Source organism: Flavobacterium reichenbachii (assembly GCF_002217435.1).
GTDB classification, from domain to species: Bacteria; Bacteroidota; Bacteroidia; order Flavobacteriales; family Flavobacteriaceae; genus Flavobacterium; species Flavobacterium reichenbachii.
This window is the reverse complement of sequence record NZ_MUHF01000010.1, coordinates 1-14,203: the sequence shown is the minus strand read 5'-3', so window position 1 is coordinate 14,203 and position 14,203 is coordinate 1. Positions and strand designations below refer to the sequence as shown.

14 protein-coding genes are annotated in these 14,203 nt (G+C 33.0%); 11 read left to right on the top strand and 3 right to left on the bottom strand.

Annotation, left to right across the window (positions count from 1 at the left end):
* Nucleotides 1-9 precede the first annotated feature (9 nt).
* On the bottom strand, nt 10-603 hold the full coding sequence (locus B0A68_RS10120) for a GNAT family N-acetyltransferase (protein ID WP_035681949.1): 594 nt from the start codon (nt 601-603) through the stop codon (nt 10-12).
* 445 nt (nt 604-1,048) lie between these two features.
* On the opposite strand from B0A68_RS10120, the gene B0A68_RS10115 reads away from it, so the two are divergent.
* On the top strand, nt 1,049-2,392 hold the full coding sequence (locus tag B0A68_RS10115; RefSeq protein WP_035687805.1) for an FAD-dependent oxidoreductase: 1,344 nt from the start codon (nt 1,049-1,051) through the stop codon (nt 2,390-2,392).
* 127 nt (nt 2,393-2,519) lie between these two features.
* Here the strand turns inward: B0A68_RS10115 and B0A68_RS10110 are convergent, their stop codons facing one another.
* Nucleotides 2,520-4,037 (bottom strand): helicase HerA-like domain-containing protein, encoded by a 1,518-nt coding sequence (locus tag B0A68_RS10110; RefSeq protein ID WP_035681950.1) that lies wholly within the window; start codon nt 4,035-4,037, stop codon nt 2,520-2,522.
* A gap of 380 nt (nt 4,038-4,417) precedes the next feature.
* On the opposite strand from B0A68_RS10110, the gene B0A68_RS10105 reads away from it, so the two are divergent.
* The 8 genes from B0A68_RS10105 to B0A68_RS10070 all read left to right on the top strand — a co-directional run bounded on the left by B0A68_RS10105 (nt 4,418) and on the right by B0A68_RS10070 (nt 10,904).
* Nucleotides 4,418-5,242 carry a MotA/TolQ/ExbB proton channel family protein gene (locus tag B0A68_RS10105; protein ID WP_035681953.1) on the top strand — a complete coding sequence of 275 codons (825 nt, stop codon included), beginning with the start codon at nt 4,418-4,420 and terminating at the stop codon, nt 5,240-5,242.
* Nucleotides 5,243-5,298: 56 nt separating this feature from the next.
* A complete protein-coding gene (locus B0A68_RS10100; protein WP_035681955.1) occupies nt 5,299-5,910 on the top strand; it encodes an ExbD/TolR family protein in 612 nt (203 codons plus the stop codon).
* A 19-nt stretch (nt 5,911-5,929) separates the two neighbouring features.
* Entirely contained in the window at nt 5,930-6,496 is a 567-nt protein-coding gene (locus B0A68_RS10095; protein WP_035681958.1) for an ExbD/TolR family protein, read from the top strand.
* 32 nt (nt 6,497-6,528) lie between these two features.
* Entirely contained in the window at nt 6,529-7,329 is an 801-nt protein-coding gene (locus tag B0A68_RS10090) for an energy transducer TonB (protein WP_035681961.1), read from the top strand.
* Complete coding sequence (locus tag B0A68_RS24690) at nt 7,329-7,559, top strand: hypothetical protein (protein WP_035681964.1); 231 nt, start codon at nt 7,329-7,331, stop codon at nt 7,557-7,559. The genes B0A68_RS10090 and B0A68_RS24690 overlap by 1 nt, the downstream gene beginning before the upstream one ends.
* Nucleotides 7,560-7,561: 2 nt before the next feature.
* Entirely contained in the window at nt 7,562-8,485 is a 924-nt protein-coding gene (locus tag B0A68_RS10080) for a PstS family phosphate ABC transporter substrate-binding protein (protein WP_035681967.1), read from the top strand.
* A 16-nt stretch (nt 8,486-8,501) separates the two neighbouring features.
* A complete protein-coding gene (locus tag B0A68_RS10075; RefSeq protein ID WP_035681969.1) occupies nt 8,502-10,169 on the top strand; it encodes a tetratricopeptide repeat protein in 1,668 nt (555 codons plus the stop codon).
* A gap of 102 nt (nt 10,170-10,271) precedes the next feature.
* Nucleotides 10,272-10,904, top strand: coding sequence for a 7-carboxy-7-deazaguanine synthase QueE (locus B0A68_RS10070; protein ID WP_035681973.1), 633 nt, complete (start codon nt 10,272-10,274; stop codon nt 10,902-10,904).
* A 98-nt stretch (nt 10,905-11,002) separates the two neighbouring features.
* Here B0A68_RS10070 and B0A68_RS10065 read toward each other — a convergent pair whose 3' ends face one another.
* Nucleotides 11,003-11,710 (bottom strand): class I SAM-dependent methyltransferase, encoded by a 708-nt coding sequence (locus B0A68_RS10065; RefSeq protein WP_089069730.1) that lies wholly within the window; start codon nt 11,708-11,710, stop codon nt 11,003-11,005.
* Nucleotides 11,711-11,784: 74 nt separating this feature from the next.
* On the opposite strand from B0A68_RS10065, the gene B0A68_RS10060 reads away from it, so the two are divergent.
* Nucleotides 11,785-12,279 (top strand): YkgJ family cysteine cluster protein, encoded by a 495-nt coding sequence (locus B0A68_RS10060; protein WP_089069729.1) that lies wholly within the window; start codon nt 11,785-11,787, stop codon nt 12,277-12,279.
* A 103-nt stretch (nt 12,280-12,382) separates the two neighbouring features.
* Complete coding sequence (locus B0A68_RS10055) at nt 12,383-13,618, top strand: ABC transporter permease (protein ID WP_089069728.1); 1,236 nt, start codon at nt 12,383-12,385, stop codon at nt 13,616-13,618.
* Nucleotides 13,619-14,203 lie beyond the last annotated feature (585 nt).

Genomic DNA, 14,203 nt, shown 5'->3' with positions numbered 1-14,203 from the left:
AAATTGACTTTATATAAACTCCTCAAAATAATTTCGTTTAGTATTCTCCCATTCTTCTAAAATTATACTGTAATAAACATCGTCTTTACTATTTCCATCAGAATCGATATAATTATTTCTAAACAGGCCTTCTTTCAAGGCACCTAATTTTTCAATTGCTCTTTGTGATTTTTCGTTTTCAAGATCGGCGCTGAATTGTATTCTTTTAAATTGAATATTTTCGAAACCAAAATTCAGCAATTCATATTTGCAGGCTTTGTTTAAACCAGTTCCCTGAAAATCTTTTCCATACCAAGTCCAGCCAATTTCGCATTTTTGGCTTGCGTGGTTTAAATATCCGTAACGTGTGCTTCCGGAAACTTTATTTGTGGCTTTATCAATAATCAAAAAAGGATAGCAAATTCCGTCTGCCTTTTGTTTTAAAGTGTTTTGAATGTAATTTTCGAAATCCTGATCATTGCGAACATACATTCCCATATATTTCCAGATTTCATCATCAAAAATAATTTCTTTGAGTTCTATGTTTCTTTCGTTCTCAAACGGAATTAATAGTACTTTTTTGTTTTCCAGAATGATTTCCGATTGTAATAGTTGGCTATTCATGGTTCGTGGTTTATTTACTGTAAGATGGTTTTTATTTATGTCACTTCGACGAAGGAGAAATTACTCGGGAGTCGACAAAGATTGGCGATCATTATTGAGGAATTACTAGTGAGATTTCTCTGTTGAAATGACAAACAGTAGGATTAATGATTGTTTTTAAGCGAAAATAAGTCTTTTCCAATTTATAATAAATTTGTAAATATCACAATTTGTTATGAAAACGGGTTTGCATGAGGGATAGAGGCGGTATCTCCCGATTTAGAAAAACAAGGCTTTTAGCCGTAGTTTTTGTTAATTGGGAATAAAGCCGAAAGCCCGACCCCGCTTTTTTCGGCGGGGTCATGCCCAATTAAGTATAACGAAAATGGTTAAATATTTGCTGTATTTTGAAGCTTATGTATATTTATTGTCTATTTTTACGATCTTATATATTAGATTTTTCTTGATGCAAACTCCACTAAAAATTGCTGTTGTTGGTTCTGGATTGGTAGGATCGCTGTTGGCAATTTATCTCAAAAAAGCAGGTCACACCGTTCATGTTTATGATCGCAGTCCTGATATTCGCAAAATCAATTTTTCAGGGCGCTCTATTAATCTGGCAATGTCCAATCGTGGCTGGAAAGCACTCGATGGTGTCGGTGTAGGCGATTCGGTTCGCGAGATCGCAATTCCTATGGATAAACGCGCGATTCATTTGGTTGATAAACTCAATTTTCAGAATTACGGTCAGGAAGGCGAATCGATTTATTCGATTTCGAGAGGCACTTTGAATCGTAAAATGATCGATTTGGCCGAACAAGCCGGAGCAGAATTTTTCTTTGAGCAGAAAATCTGGGATGTAACTTTGAGCGATGCAACGCTGCACATTGGCGAAACAGAAAGAGGAGAGTGGGAGGAGAAAAAATTTGATATGGTTTTTGGTGCAGATGGTGCTTTCTCAAGAATCAGACATAGAATGCAGCGTCAGAGTATGTTTAATTATTCTCAGGAATTCTTAAATATGGGATACAAAGAATTGAATATTCCCGCAAATGCTGATGCCACACATAAATTAGATAAAAATTCTTTTCATATCTGGCCAAGAGGGGAGTATATGTTAATCGCACTTCCTAATCTTGACGGAAGTTTTACGTGTACTTTATTCATGCCTTTTGAAGGCGAAAATTCATTTGCATCGCTTACAGATCGTAAAATGGTGGAGAATTTCTTTGAGAAAAATTTCCCGGATTCTATTGAGGTAATTCCGGAACTGGCCAATGACTTCTTTAAAAATCCAACCAGTACTTTGGTAACAATGAAATGTTTTCCTTGGACTTACGAAGATAAAATTGCTTTAATTGGCGATGCCTGTCATGCCATTGTTCCGTTTTACGGACAAGGAATGAATGCTGGTTTTGAAGATATTACTGTTCTGTATGAAATGATTGAAAAATATGGAGATGACTGGAAAAAAGTTTTCTCAGAATATCAGATTTCAAGGAAGCCAAATACTGATGCTATTGCAGAACTTTCGTATCGTAATTTTATGGAAATGAGCACAAAAACAGCCGATGAGAAATTTTTATTACAAAAGAAAATCGAAAAAGCTTTTTCTGATAAACATCCCGATAAATGGATTCCGCTTTACAGTCGCGTAACCTTTAGCGAACGTCCGTATGCTGAGGCATTGGCAATTGGAGATTTTCAGAACGGAATTATGGAAGAGATTTTACGATTAGATAACATAGAGGCGATTTGGAATACTCCAGAAGTTGAAAATAAAATTCTTGCGCTGCTGGAAAACGTATAATTTTTTTTAAGCCATATAATAATTAACCCCGACAATCCCGAAGCCTCGGGATTGTCGGGGTTTGTGTTTCTAAATTAAATGAACTTATATAACTTATATGGTTTAAATAAGTATGGTTTAAATAAGTTTACTTCTTAAAAATTTTGGTCAAAACGCCAAAAACACCTCTAATAAAAGTAGCGCTTGTAACCACTTTCAAAACAGATTTTGTAACTACTTCTGTTGTACTTGGTTCTGATTTGGATGATTTTGAAGGTGCTTGTTCTTCTTGTTCTGCAGCGGCTTGATTTGCACTTTCTATTTTTTTATTTAAAATTTCGTAGGCACTTTCGCGGTCAATTTCTTCGGCATATTTCTTAACCAATTTCGATTTTCCGTTTATTTCTTCAATTTCTTCGCTAGTTAAAACATCCATTCGGCTCATTGGCGCACGCATCATCGTGGCAACAAGCGGGGTCGGAATCCCTTTTTCATTTAATGCTGTTACCAATGCCTCTCCAATTCCTAAATTTGTAAGCAGTTCATCTGTTTTATAATAGGCAGATGTTGGATAATTGTCGGCTGTTTTTTTAATTGCCTGTCTGTCATTTGCAGTAAAAGCTCTTAAAGCATGCTGAATTTTAAGACCTAATTGTGCTAAAACGCCGCTTGGCACATCCATCGGGTTTTGGGTTACAAAATAGACGCCGATGCCTTTAGATCGAATTAATTTTACAATCGTTTCAATTTGTTCCAAAAGAACTTTGCTTGCTTCGCTGAATATTAAATGTGCTTCATCAATAAAAATCACTAATTCCGGTTGATCTGCATCTCCTTTTTCAGGCATCTGCTGATAAATTTCGGCCAGCAGGCTCAACATAAAAGTGGAGAATAATTTTGGTTTATCCTGAATATCTGTCAAACGGATAATGTTTACATAACCTTTTCCGTTCTCATCGATGCGCATCAGGTCATCAATTTCAAAAGATGTTTCGCCAAAAAATAAATCACCACCCTGTTGTTCTAATTCTATTATTTTTCTAAGAATTGTCCCAGTCGTGGCAGTAGAAATTTTACCATAATTGGCCGTGATTTCTTGTTTTCCTTCTTCTGTAATATAATTGATGACTTTTTTAATATCCTTAAGATCCAACAAAGGCATTTGGTTGTCGTCACAGTATTTAAAGATAACTGCGACAACGCCGGCTTGCGTATCATTTAAATCAAGAATTCTGGAAAATAGAACAGGTCCAAATTCTGAAACCGTTGCACGCAGACGAACTCCGTTTTGTTTGGATAATGACATTAATTCAACAGGAAATGCCATTGTATTATAAGGTATATTTATTTTAGCATGTCGCTCTGTAATAAAACCTTCTTCATTTCCTTCTTTTGCAATACCGCTAAAATCACCTTTAATGTCCATCATCAAAACAGGAATTCCAGCATTTGATAACTGCTCAGAAAAAACCTGAATTGTTTTTGTCTTTCCAGTACCTGTTGCCCCGGCTATAAGTCCGTGGCGGTTTAAGGTTTTTAAGGGAATCTTCACGTGGGCCTCAGCAATAGGCTCTCCGTCTAAAATTGCTCCTCCTAAAATAATAGCATCACCTTTTGATTGATAGCCATTATTTATATCTTGAACGAAATTATCTTTTTTATTCATGTTTTATTTGTAATTTAGATGATTATAAGAGGATTGCTGTAATATTTTAACATATTCATCAAGTTTTTTTTAGTAAGAAAAATTCTTTTTTCATTGAAAATTCGATAAAAAAAAATTTCGCAGCTTTTTAAGAAGATATCAAAGGAATCTTTGAATATTTACTAAAACGTTGTAATTTTCCCATTATTCGTCTCGTTTTTTGTTTTATCAAAAAAATGATGCCGGCAATTTAATGAGATATTTTTTAAATTGACGTTAAATTTCGGTCAATTAAATTAAAAAAAGTTTTTTTATTTAAACTAAACGTATAAATTTGCTCCTCTACAAGTTAAATATAACTAAAAAATAAAAATTATTTAAAACTATTAAAATTAAAAAAAATGGCAAACGTTAAAGTTAAAAAAGAAAGCACTTCAAATGGAGGAGGAATGATCACTGGGATCATTATTGTTGCGTGTGTTTTAGTTGGGGTGTTTATTTGGAAAGTAATCATGGGAGATTCTGCTAACTTCGAGGGCGGTAATCCAGAAACAGGTCATCCGATCAATACATTAGGACAAGTATATAAAGGAGGTTTTATTGTACCAGTATTGTTAGGTATGTTTTTAATGGTTGTTGTTTTTTCTATTGAAAGATTCATTGTTATTGGTAAAGCTGCAGGTAAAGCTAACTTAGATACATTTATGAAAAATGTACAAGCAAGTATTAAAGAAGGAAACATCGAGGCTGCTATCGCTTCATGTGACAAACAACAAGGTTCAGTTGCAAATGCAATTAAATCTGCTTTGGTAAAATACCAAGACGTTAAAAAAGAAGGTTTCAACAGTGAAGAAGCTGCAGAAGTAATCCACAAAGAAATCGAAGAGGCAACTTCATTAGAAATGCCAATGTTAGAAAAAAATATGACTATTATCTCTACTTTAGTATCTTTAGGTACATTAGGAGGATTATTAGGAACTGTATCTGGTATGATTAAAGCGTTTGGTGCGTTAGCTTCTGCTGGTACTCCAGATCAGGCTGCTCTTGCAACAGGTATCTCTGAAGCACTTATTAACACTGCAACAGGTATCTCTACTTCAATATTAGCGATCGTTTCTTATAACTTCTTTACTGCTAAAATTGATGATTTAACTTACTCTATCGATGAGGCTGGTACTACAATTGTAAATACTTACAGAAGATTCAGAGGAAGTTTGAAACAATAATTAATTTTTGATTATTTTTAATTACAATTAATTATATCAAAATAAAATAAAAGATAATGGCTAAAATAAAAATGAAAAAAAAGTCAACATCGACAGATATGACTGCCATGTGCGATGTTGCGTTCCTTTTGCTTACGTTCTTTATTTTGACCGCTACTGCTAAAGTGCCAGAGGCGCTTCCTGTAGATACACCATCTTCTACCGTACAAACTAAATTACCAGATTCTGATTTGGCAATTATTACAGTAGGTAAAGGAAAAGTATTTTTTGACCTAAAGGGGAGAGAGATTCGTAAAAGAACTCTTGAAGGAATGGGCGCTAAATACGGTGTAACTTTTTCTGAAGATGATAAAACTAAATTTGCATTAATGGATGACTTTGGTGTTCCAGTTGCAGGTTTAAAACAAATCATCGGCATGAATTCGGCGGACAGAACTAAAGCAAATCAGCCTGGAATTCCGTTAGATTCGTTAGATAATCAATTAAAAGATTGGCTTTTAGTTTCTAGAAGAGCTGCAATTGATCTTGATGATAAAGAATTGCAGATTGCAATAAAAGGAGATGCTAAAGAAGAATATCCAAAAATTAAAAAAATTATGGATATTTTACAAGATCAGAAAATCAATTCCTTTAACTTAGTTACTGGAACGAGAGGTAAAGACTTTTAATTAAAAAAAATACACTAAAATGGCTGAATTAAATACAGGCGACGGCGGTGGTGGTAAAGGTGGTAAAGTAAGAAGTAAAAAGCAAAACTCGAAAGTCGATTTAACGGCAATGGTGGATTTGGCATTCTTATTGATTACATTCTTTATGTTAACTACTTCGTTGTCAAAACCTCAATCGATGGATTTGTCGTTGCCAAATAAAGATGAAGATCCTAATAAGCCTAAGATAGATACTAAGGTTGATGAGAATCGTACGATGACCGTAATGTTAGGGGACAATAATAAGATGGTTTACTATATGGGTTTATTAGCGACACCTAAGGTGGGTCCTAAAGACATTGCTTATGGTAAAGATGGTATCCGTAGAGAATTGTTAACACAGAAAAAAAATGTTTTAGCTTATTCTGCAGGTAAAGGAAAACCTGACCAAGGAATAATTGTAATCATTAAACCAACTAAAAAATCAAATTACCGTAATTTGATTGATATTTTGGATGAGATGGCAATTTCAGGAGTAGATACTTATGCGATTGTTCCTGAGTTTTCACCAGAGGAAACAAAATTGATAGATAAGCAACCGGAGTAATCTTAGTTTCTTAAACTTAAAAATCAAGAAAAATGAAATTAGATATTATAAAAAATCAGTGGCTTGATATCGTATTCGAAGGGCGTAATAAGATATATGGTGCATATGAGCTTAGAAAATCGAACCGAAGCACTACAGTGAAAGCACTTATTATAGGGTCGATTATTTTTAGCATCGCTGTTGCAGCTCCTCTTATTGCAAGCTTCTTGCCGGATTCTTCTATAGAAGAAGAAAACACAGATATCAAGATTGCAACGGTAAAATTGCCTCCGAAAAAAGAGGAAATAAAACCTAATGAACCACCACCGCCGCCACCACCGCCAAAAGTGGATCAAGTGAAATTTGTGAAACCAGTGGTTGCTAAAGCAGAGGAAGTAACTGAAGATCCACCAAAAATTGTGGATTTGAAGGATAAAAAAGTTGGTACTGAAACTATCAAAGGAGATCCAGATGCAGTGTTAACTGTAGATGAGCCAGTAGGAACTGGACCTGTTTCTCAAGTTGTAGAAGAAGATAACAACGTTTATAACACAGCTGGTATCGAAGTAAAACCAGATTTCCCTGGAGGAATTGAAAAATTCTACAAATTCGTAGGAAATAATTACAAGACTCCAGAAGAAGAAGGTTTAAAAGGTAAAGTTTACGTTACGTTTGTAGTTGAAAAAGACGGTTCATTAACCGACATTAAAGTTTTAAGGGATATCGGTTACGGTACAGGAGCAGAAGCAATTCGTGTTCTTAAAAAATGTCCAAAATGGACTCCCGGCGAGCAAAATGGTAAAAAAGTCAGAGTACTTTACTCTCTGCCTATTACTATTCAATCTGCAGAATAATGTTAAAAGAAAAGCTTAATAATATTCAGAAGAAATCGCTCAAAGAGCGATTTCTTCTTGTTTTAGGAATACTGTTTTTTTTAATTTATCTTGTACTCGGTTTAATGATCATGTTTTGGAAAAAGCTGCCTTTAGACATGGAACCTAAATATAGATACGCTTTCGGCGGATTGCTTATTGTATATTCAGGTATTAGATTTTTAAGATTAATAAATTCAAAAGAAAACTAATTATGTTGAAATATAGTAAAGTTTTAGGTTTGGTAGTTTTTGTCTTTTTGTTTGCCATGTGTAACCAAAAAAGCAAAAGTGAAACTAAAAAAGAAACAATTTTAAAAGGATCTATGGCTATTACAGTTGACGAAACTGTAAAACAAATTATAGATGATCAGGTAGCTGTTTTTGAAGGAACTTACTATGATGCAAAAATTACGGTTAATCCAAAGTCAGAAACTGAAGTGTTTAATGATTTGTTAAATCAAAAAGCTAATGTTGCAATTACGGCTAGAGATTTAACTAAAGAGGAAAGAGCTCGTTTTGAAAAAAATAAAATTAATCCGAGAGTAACTCCTTTTGCACATGATGCTATTGCATTTATTTCAAACAAAGGCAATAATGACACTTTGATTGCGTTGAAAACTGTGATTGATTTTATGCAGGGTAAAGCAGATCCTAAAATTAAAGGTTTAGTGTTTGATAATCCTAATTCAAGTACTGTTCGTTACATTAAAGAATTAGCAAAAGTTAATGAAGTTCCAAAAACAGGAGTTTTCTCTTTAAAAACAAATAATGAAGTAATAAAATTTGTTTCTGAAAACGATGGAATGATTGGAATTGTTGGTGTTAACTGGTTATCACAACCTACTCCGGATATGATAGAAAGTATAAAAAAGATTAATGTTTTGAGTGTAAAAGGTTTAAATAGTGATAAATACTATAGTCCTACTCAAAGTGATCTGGCTTTAGATAAATATCCTTTGGCACGTGATTTGTTTATAATCAACTGTCAGGGTCATTCAGGGTTAGGAATGGGATTTGCCTCATTTATTGCTGGCGATATCGGTCAGCGTATAATTTTGAAGTCTAGTTTACTGCCATACAGAACCCCTGGACGAAAACTTAAAATTAGAAATGAAATTATAAAAGATAAAGAATAAATTAATTACTATAAAGATGAATAAATTTAAAATTTTTAGTGTTGCCTTAGTTGCTGCAACTTCTGTTGCAAAAGCGCAGGACATCAATCAAGCAAAGAAAGCAATAGACGCAGAACAATTTGAGAAAGCGAAAACGTTGCTTAAATCAATTATTAAAGCGAAACCTTCTGATGGAGAAGCTAATTTTGTCTTGGGTAATATTTACTTAAATCAATCTGTTGTTGATTCAGCAAAAATTTACTACCTAAATGGATTAGAAGCTTCAGATAAAAAACATTTAAATTACATTGGTTTGGGTCAGTTAGATCTTGACAGTAAAAATACAGCTGGAGCTCAAGCTAATTTCGGACTTGCTACAAAAGATATTAAGCGTAAAGATGTAAATGAATTTATTTATATTGGTCGTGCTTATATGAATTCTGATAATCCAGATTATAAAAATGCTGTTGCAGTTTTGCAGCGTGCTTTGGCAATAGAACCTCAAAATGCACAAGCTCTTCTTGCAATTGGAGATGCGTACTTTGGAGCAAATAATCAAAATGATGCTTACAAAGCATATCGTGATGCATTTACTGCTGACAATACATTGTTGAGAGCTAAAATGCAATCAGGAGTTTTATTGAAAAATGCTAAATCTTACGATGAAGCAATTAAATCTTTTAATGAAGTTATAGCATTAGATGCAAATTACGGTCCAGTTTACAGAGAGCTTGCAGAAACTTATTACAAATGGGCAAGAAACAAACCATCTACTTCACAAGTTAATTTGCAAAAAGCAATCACAAACTACGAGAAATACTTGAGTTTAACTGATTATTCAATGGATTCAAAAATGCGTCACGCAGATTTCTTGATTTTAGTTAAAGATTATAAAAGTTTAGAGACTGTAGCAAACAAGATGATTGCTCAGGATAAAGTAAATCCAAGAATTTTTAGATATTTAGGATATGCTGCTTATGAAAATGGAAATGTTGATGTGGCTATTAAATCTATTGAAGATTATATTAAAGTGCCATCAAATAAAGTAATTGGCAGAGATTATTTGTATTTAGGATTGTCTAAAATTAAAAAAGGTACTGCTGCTGACGGATCTATTGATCAGGCTGCTTTTGCTGCAGGTTATGCAGACATCAAAAAAGCTGTAGAATTAGAGCCATTAGTTGTGGAAGAACTTGCTGATTTTGGAAAAGCTTTGTTTGGTAAAAAACAATACACACAAGCAGCATCTATTTTTGAGCTTGGTTCTAACAATAAAGACTCTAAAAATTACTTAGATGACAGTGTTTATTATGGTATTTCTGTATACTATGCAAATGTAAATAAAACTACAGGTGCTCCAGATACAGCTGCTTTGGCAAATGCTGATGCGACTTTTGATAAAATTTTAGTTGCTTCTCCAACTTATGATGAAGCTTATTTATACAAAGCAAGAATCAATAGATTGTTAGAGAAAGATGATTTAATGACTAAGAATTATGAAGAGTATGTAAACAAAATTACTGCAAAAGGAGCTGAAGAGCTTGCAAAACCTGCAGTAAAAACTAAGTTTATTGAAGCTTATAATAATATCGCAGCAAGTTATGCTAATACAGATAAAGCAAAAGCAATTGAGTTTTTCAACAAAACTTTAGTTTTAGATCCAGCAAATGCTTACGCTACACAGTCTTTGAAATCGTTAAAATAGTTTAAAGATTTATATAATATACTGAGAACCGGCAGTCGTTAAGACTGCCGGTTTTTTTTGTTACATATTTAATTGACTATCTTTGCACTTTAAAATAAAATAATGTTATCAAAAGAAATACAATTAGAAATAAATAAAGGTGCAATGCTTCCTTTGATGGAAGAATTTTATACCATTCAGGGAGAAGGTTTTCATACCGGAAGAGCTGCCTACTTCATTAGAATTGGAGGCTGTGATGTGGGATGTCACTGGTGCGATGTGAAAGAGAGTTGGAATGCTGAATTGCATCCGCCAACCAGTACAGATGTAATTGTAAAAAATGCAGCAAGTTATGCAGATACTGTTGTAGTAACTGGAGGAGAGCCACTAAGCTGGGATATGACTTTGCTTACACAGCAATTGAAAGAAAGAAATTTAAAAGTTCATATCGAAACTTCAGGTGCATATCCCTTGAGCGGGACTTGGGATTGGATTTGTCTTTCTCCAAAAAAAAATAAGCTGCCCACTCAGACTGTATATGATAATGCACACGAATTAAAAGTTATTATTTACAACAAACATGATTTTATCTTTGCTGAAGAGCAAGCCGAATTAGTAAACAATAATGCTATTTTGTTTTTGCAGCCCGAATGGAGTAAAAAAGAAGAGATGACGCCTTTGATTGTTGATTATGTTATGAATAATCCGAAATGGAGAGTTTCACTTCAAACGCATAAATATTTAAATATTCCTTAAGTATTACAAAATCTCCTCTATTGAGGAGATTTTTGTTAAATACAATCTCAACTTTTAATCGATATTTGATTGATTAAAATTTTATTTAAGCTTTAATTTTAGATAGAAAGTCTGGCCAAATAATCATAATGATCGCCTTCTAAGATTAGTTCGCACTTCAAGCCATTGGCGACAGCAGCGTTTTGTAATGTATTGTAATCTAGATACAGCCAATTAAAAGGTTCTTCTTTTTCGCCTTTATATGAAATATTAAAAACAAGTTCTCCATAATAATCATTATGAGAAGGTATCCATTTTCCGCCGTCTTCATCTTCGTCAAACATGTAAATAATATCAGAGCTGTCTATTAATACTTGCCCTCCCGGATTTAGAAGCGATTTCAATTTTGTTAAATATTGATTACAGTTTTCTAGTTTTCCAAAAATACCAGTTCCATTCATTAATAATAGAATAGTGTCAAATTTTTCTCCTTCAAAATCTAATATGTTTTGAACTTTAGCATTTTTTACACCCCTAAGATTGCAAGTTTCAATTGCTTTCTCGGAAATATCTATCGAAGTAATATTTAATTTCCGGTCATTTTGTAATGATAAACTGTGGCTTCCTGCCCCGCATCCTACATCTAGAGTTTTTCCGAACGCTAATTGAAGAGCTTTTTGTTCCAACTTCGGCATTTCATTGTAGGAGCGGAATAAATAATCAACACTCATTTCGTCTTCTTCAGAAATTGAAGTTTCAGTAAGTATATTTTCGGGCAGATTATTAGTCTGAAAATCATACATTGCTTTTCCAAAAAGATCTTTCATCGTATTTTAGTTCAAAGTTTAAGGTTTCAATATTAAAGTTGTTTAATTTTGCAGCTCAACTTTAAACTTTAAACTTGAAGCATATTTTAAATAACTTAAATAAGTCAGCCAAAGATAAGCATATCGAAAATAAAAAGTATTTCGATAAGCTGAAAAAGAAACAACCTAAAAACTTAGATTATGTAATGCAGGACCTGCATGATGCAGAATTTAAAAAGACAGATTGTTTGCAGTGTGCTAATTGCTGTAAAACAACTGGGCCTTTGTTTACTTTGGCAGATATTGAAAGGATTTCAAAATCTTTTAGGCAGAAACCGCAGCAGTTTATAGAACAATATCTTCGTGTCGATGAAGATAAAGATTATGTTTTAAAAAGCGTTCCATGTACTTTTTTAGACAATGAAAATTATTGTATGATTTATGATGTGCGGCCAAAAGCCTGTCGAGAGTTTCCTCATACAGATAGAAAGAAGTTTTATCAAATTGCAGATCTTACCTTAAAAAATGTTGCAATTTGTCCGGCAGCTTATAATATTGTGGAAGAAATTAAAAAGAAACTCCCTTTATAAAGCTTAAATGTTTTGTACTAACAATTTATTTTCATTTTTTTAAGTGTATTTTTGGCTTAAGTAAACATAACTCAAAGGAAAATCAACATTAGACTCTTATAAATTGAATTTAGAATATTTTATAGCTAAAAGATTAATTACTGCTAAAGATTATAAAAGCAGTATTTCTGCGCCTATTATTAAAATTGCCATTTCTGCTATTGCTATTGGTATTATTATGATGATTGTTTCTGTCGCGACAGGAATTGGATTGCAGCATAAAATACGTGAAAAAGTTTCTGCGTTCAATGGTCAGATTATTATTTCTAATTATGACAATAATAATTCAGAAGTAACATTAGTTCCCATTTCCAAAAATCAAGATTTTTATCCTAATTTTAAATCAGTTCCTAATGTAGTCCATATTCAGGCTGTAGCCAGTAAAGCAGGAATTATTAGGACAGAAAATGCTTTTGAAGGCATAATATTTAAGGGAGTCGGAGCCGATTATGACTGGAATAATATTAAAGAATATTTAGTAGAAGGTAAACTGCCTGATTTTACTAAAACTTTAAACGAAGATGTGTTGATTTCTAAATTTCTTGCAGATCGTCTTGATTTAAAAGTAGGAGATAGTTTTAATACTTTCTTTATTAAAGAAGAACAAGGAAAAATGCCCAATGTTCGTCGATTCAGAATAAGTGGCACCTTTAGTTCGGGTTTTCAAGATTTTGATGCTACCTATATAATAGGAGACATTCGTCACATGCAGAGAATCAATAAATGGAATTCAGATCAAGTTGGTGCTTTTGAAGTTTTTGTAAAAGACTTTAATGATATTAAAAAAACTGGACAAGAAATCTATGACCATACATCGTCAAATCTAGATTCAAAAACCATTATTGAGAAATACAGCTATATTTTTGACTGGTTACTACTCTTTGATTTTAATATCATAGTAATTCTTGCAGTTATGATTCTGGTTGCTACAATAAATATGGTTGTAGCATTATTAGTACTGATATTAGAGCGTACTCAAATGATAGGAATTCTTAAAGCAATGGGAGCTAACAATTGGAGCATTCGCAAAATATTTTTGTATAATGCCTTTTATCTTATAATAAGAGGATTGTTTTGGGGGAATCTAATTGGTATTTCAATATTGCTTCTTCAGCAGCAATTTGGAATCGTTCATTTAAATCCCGAAAACTATTATGTAAGCCAGGCGCCAGTATATTTAAATTGGATGTATATTCTATTGCTTAATATAATGACCATTGTAATTTGCTTTTTAGTATTATTAATTCCATCCTACATAATAACCAAAATCTCTCCAGTTAAAGCCATTCGATTCGATTAGCATAATTCAAAAATTAACCCGGCAGGTTTTCAAAATCGGGTTAATTTTAATACCTATATATTAAGGACAGCTTTTAGAATTTAAATTAGGAGCTATTCCCGCTATCCGTTTCAATCTTTTGCTTTTTAAAGAAAAAAGCAAAAGGATTTCCACTGCTATCGGGGCTGGGTGCAGGTATTAAAAGGCACTTTTGGTTATATTGGTTTTTAAAAGTCTTCAAGTCTTTAAGGTAAAAACCATTAAAACCGGCAAAAGCGGATAGAAAAAGATATGTTTTGGAATATTGAAGAGTTGTTTCAAAAGAAGCAGATAAGATGCGAAGTCTATAAAACGGGACTATTTTTCAGGATCCAGACTGCGGTAAATATATCTATTACAGAAAATTCTCATAAATGATAAAAACTAATAAATTGTAAGGAGTCCGTTATCAGAGAGTTAAGAAATAGTTTTAAAAAAGGTGAAAATTATATAATAAAAAGTCTTGTAAATGTAAATAAAGGTGGTACTTTTGCACCCGCAGAAGCGACAGGCGTTCACTGAAATACTGGCAGGCATTTAAAATCGATTGAAAATTTATTTTCAAAA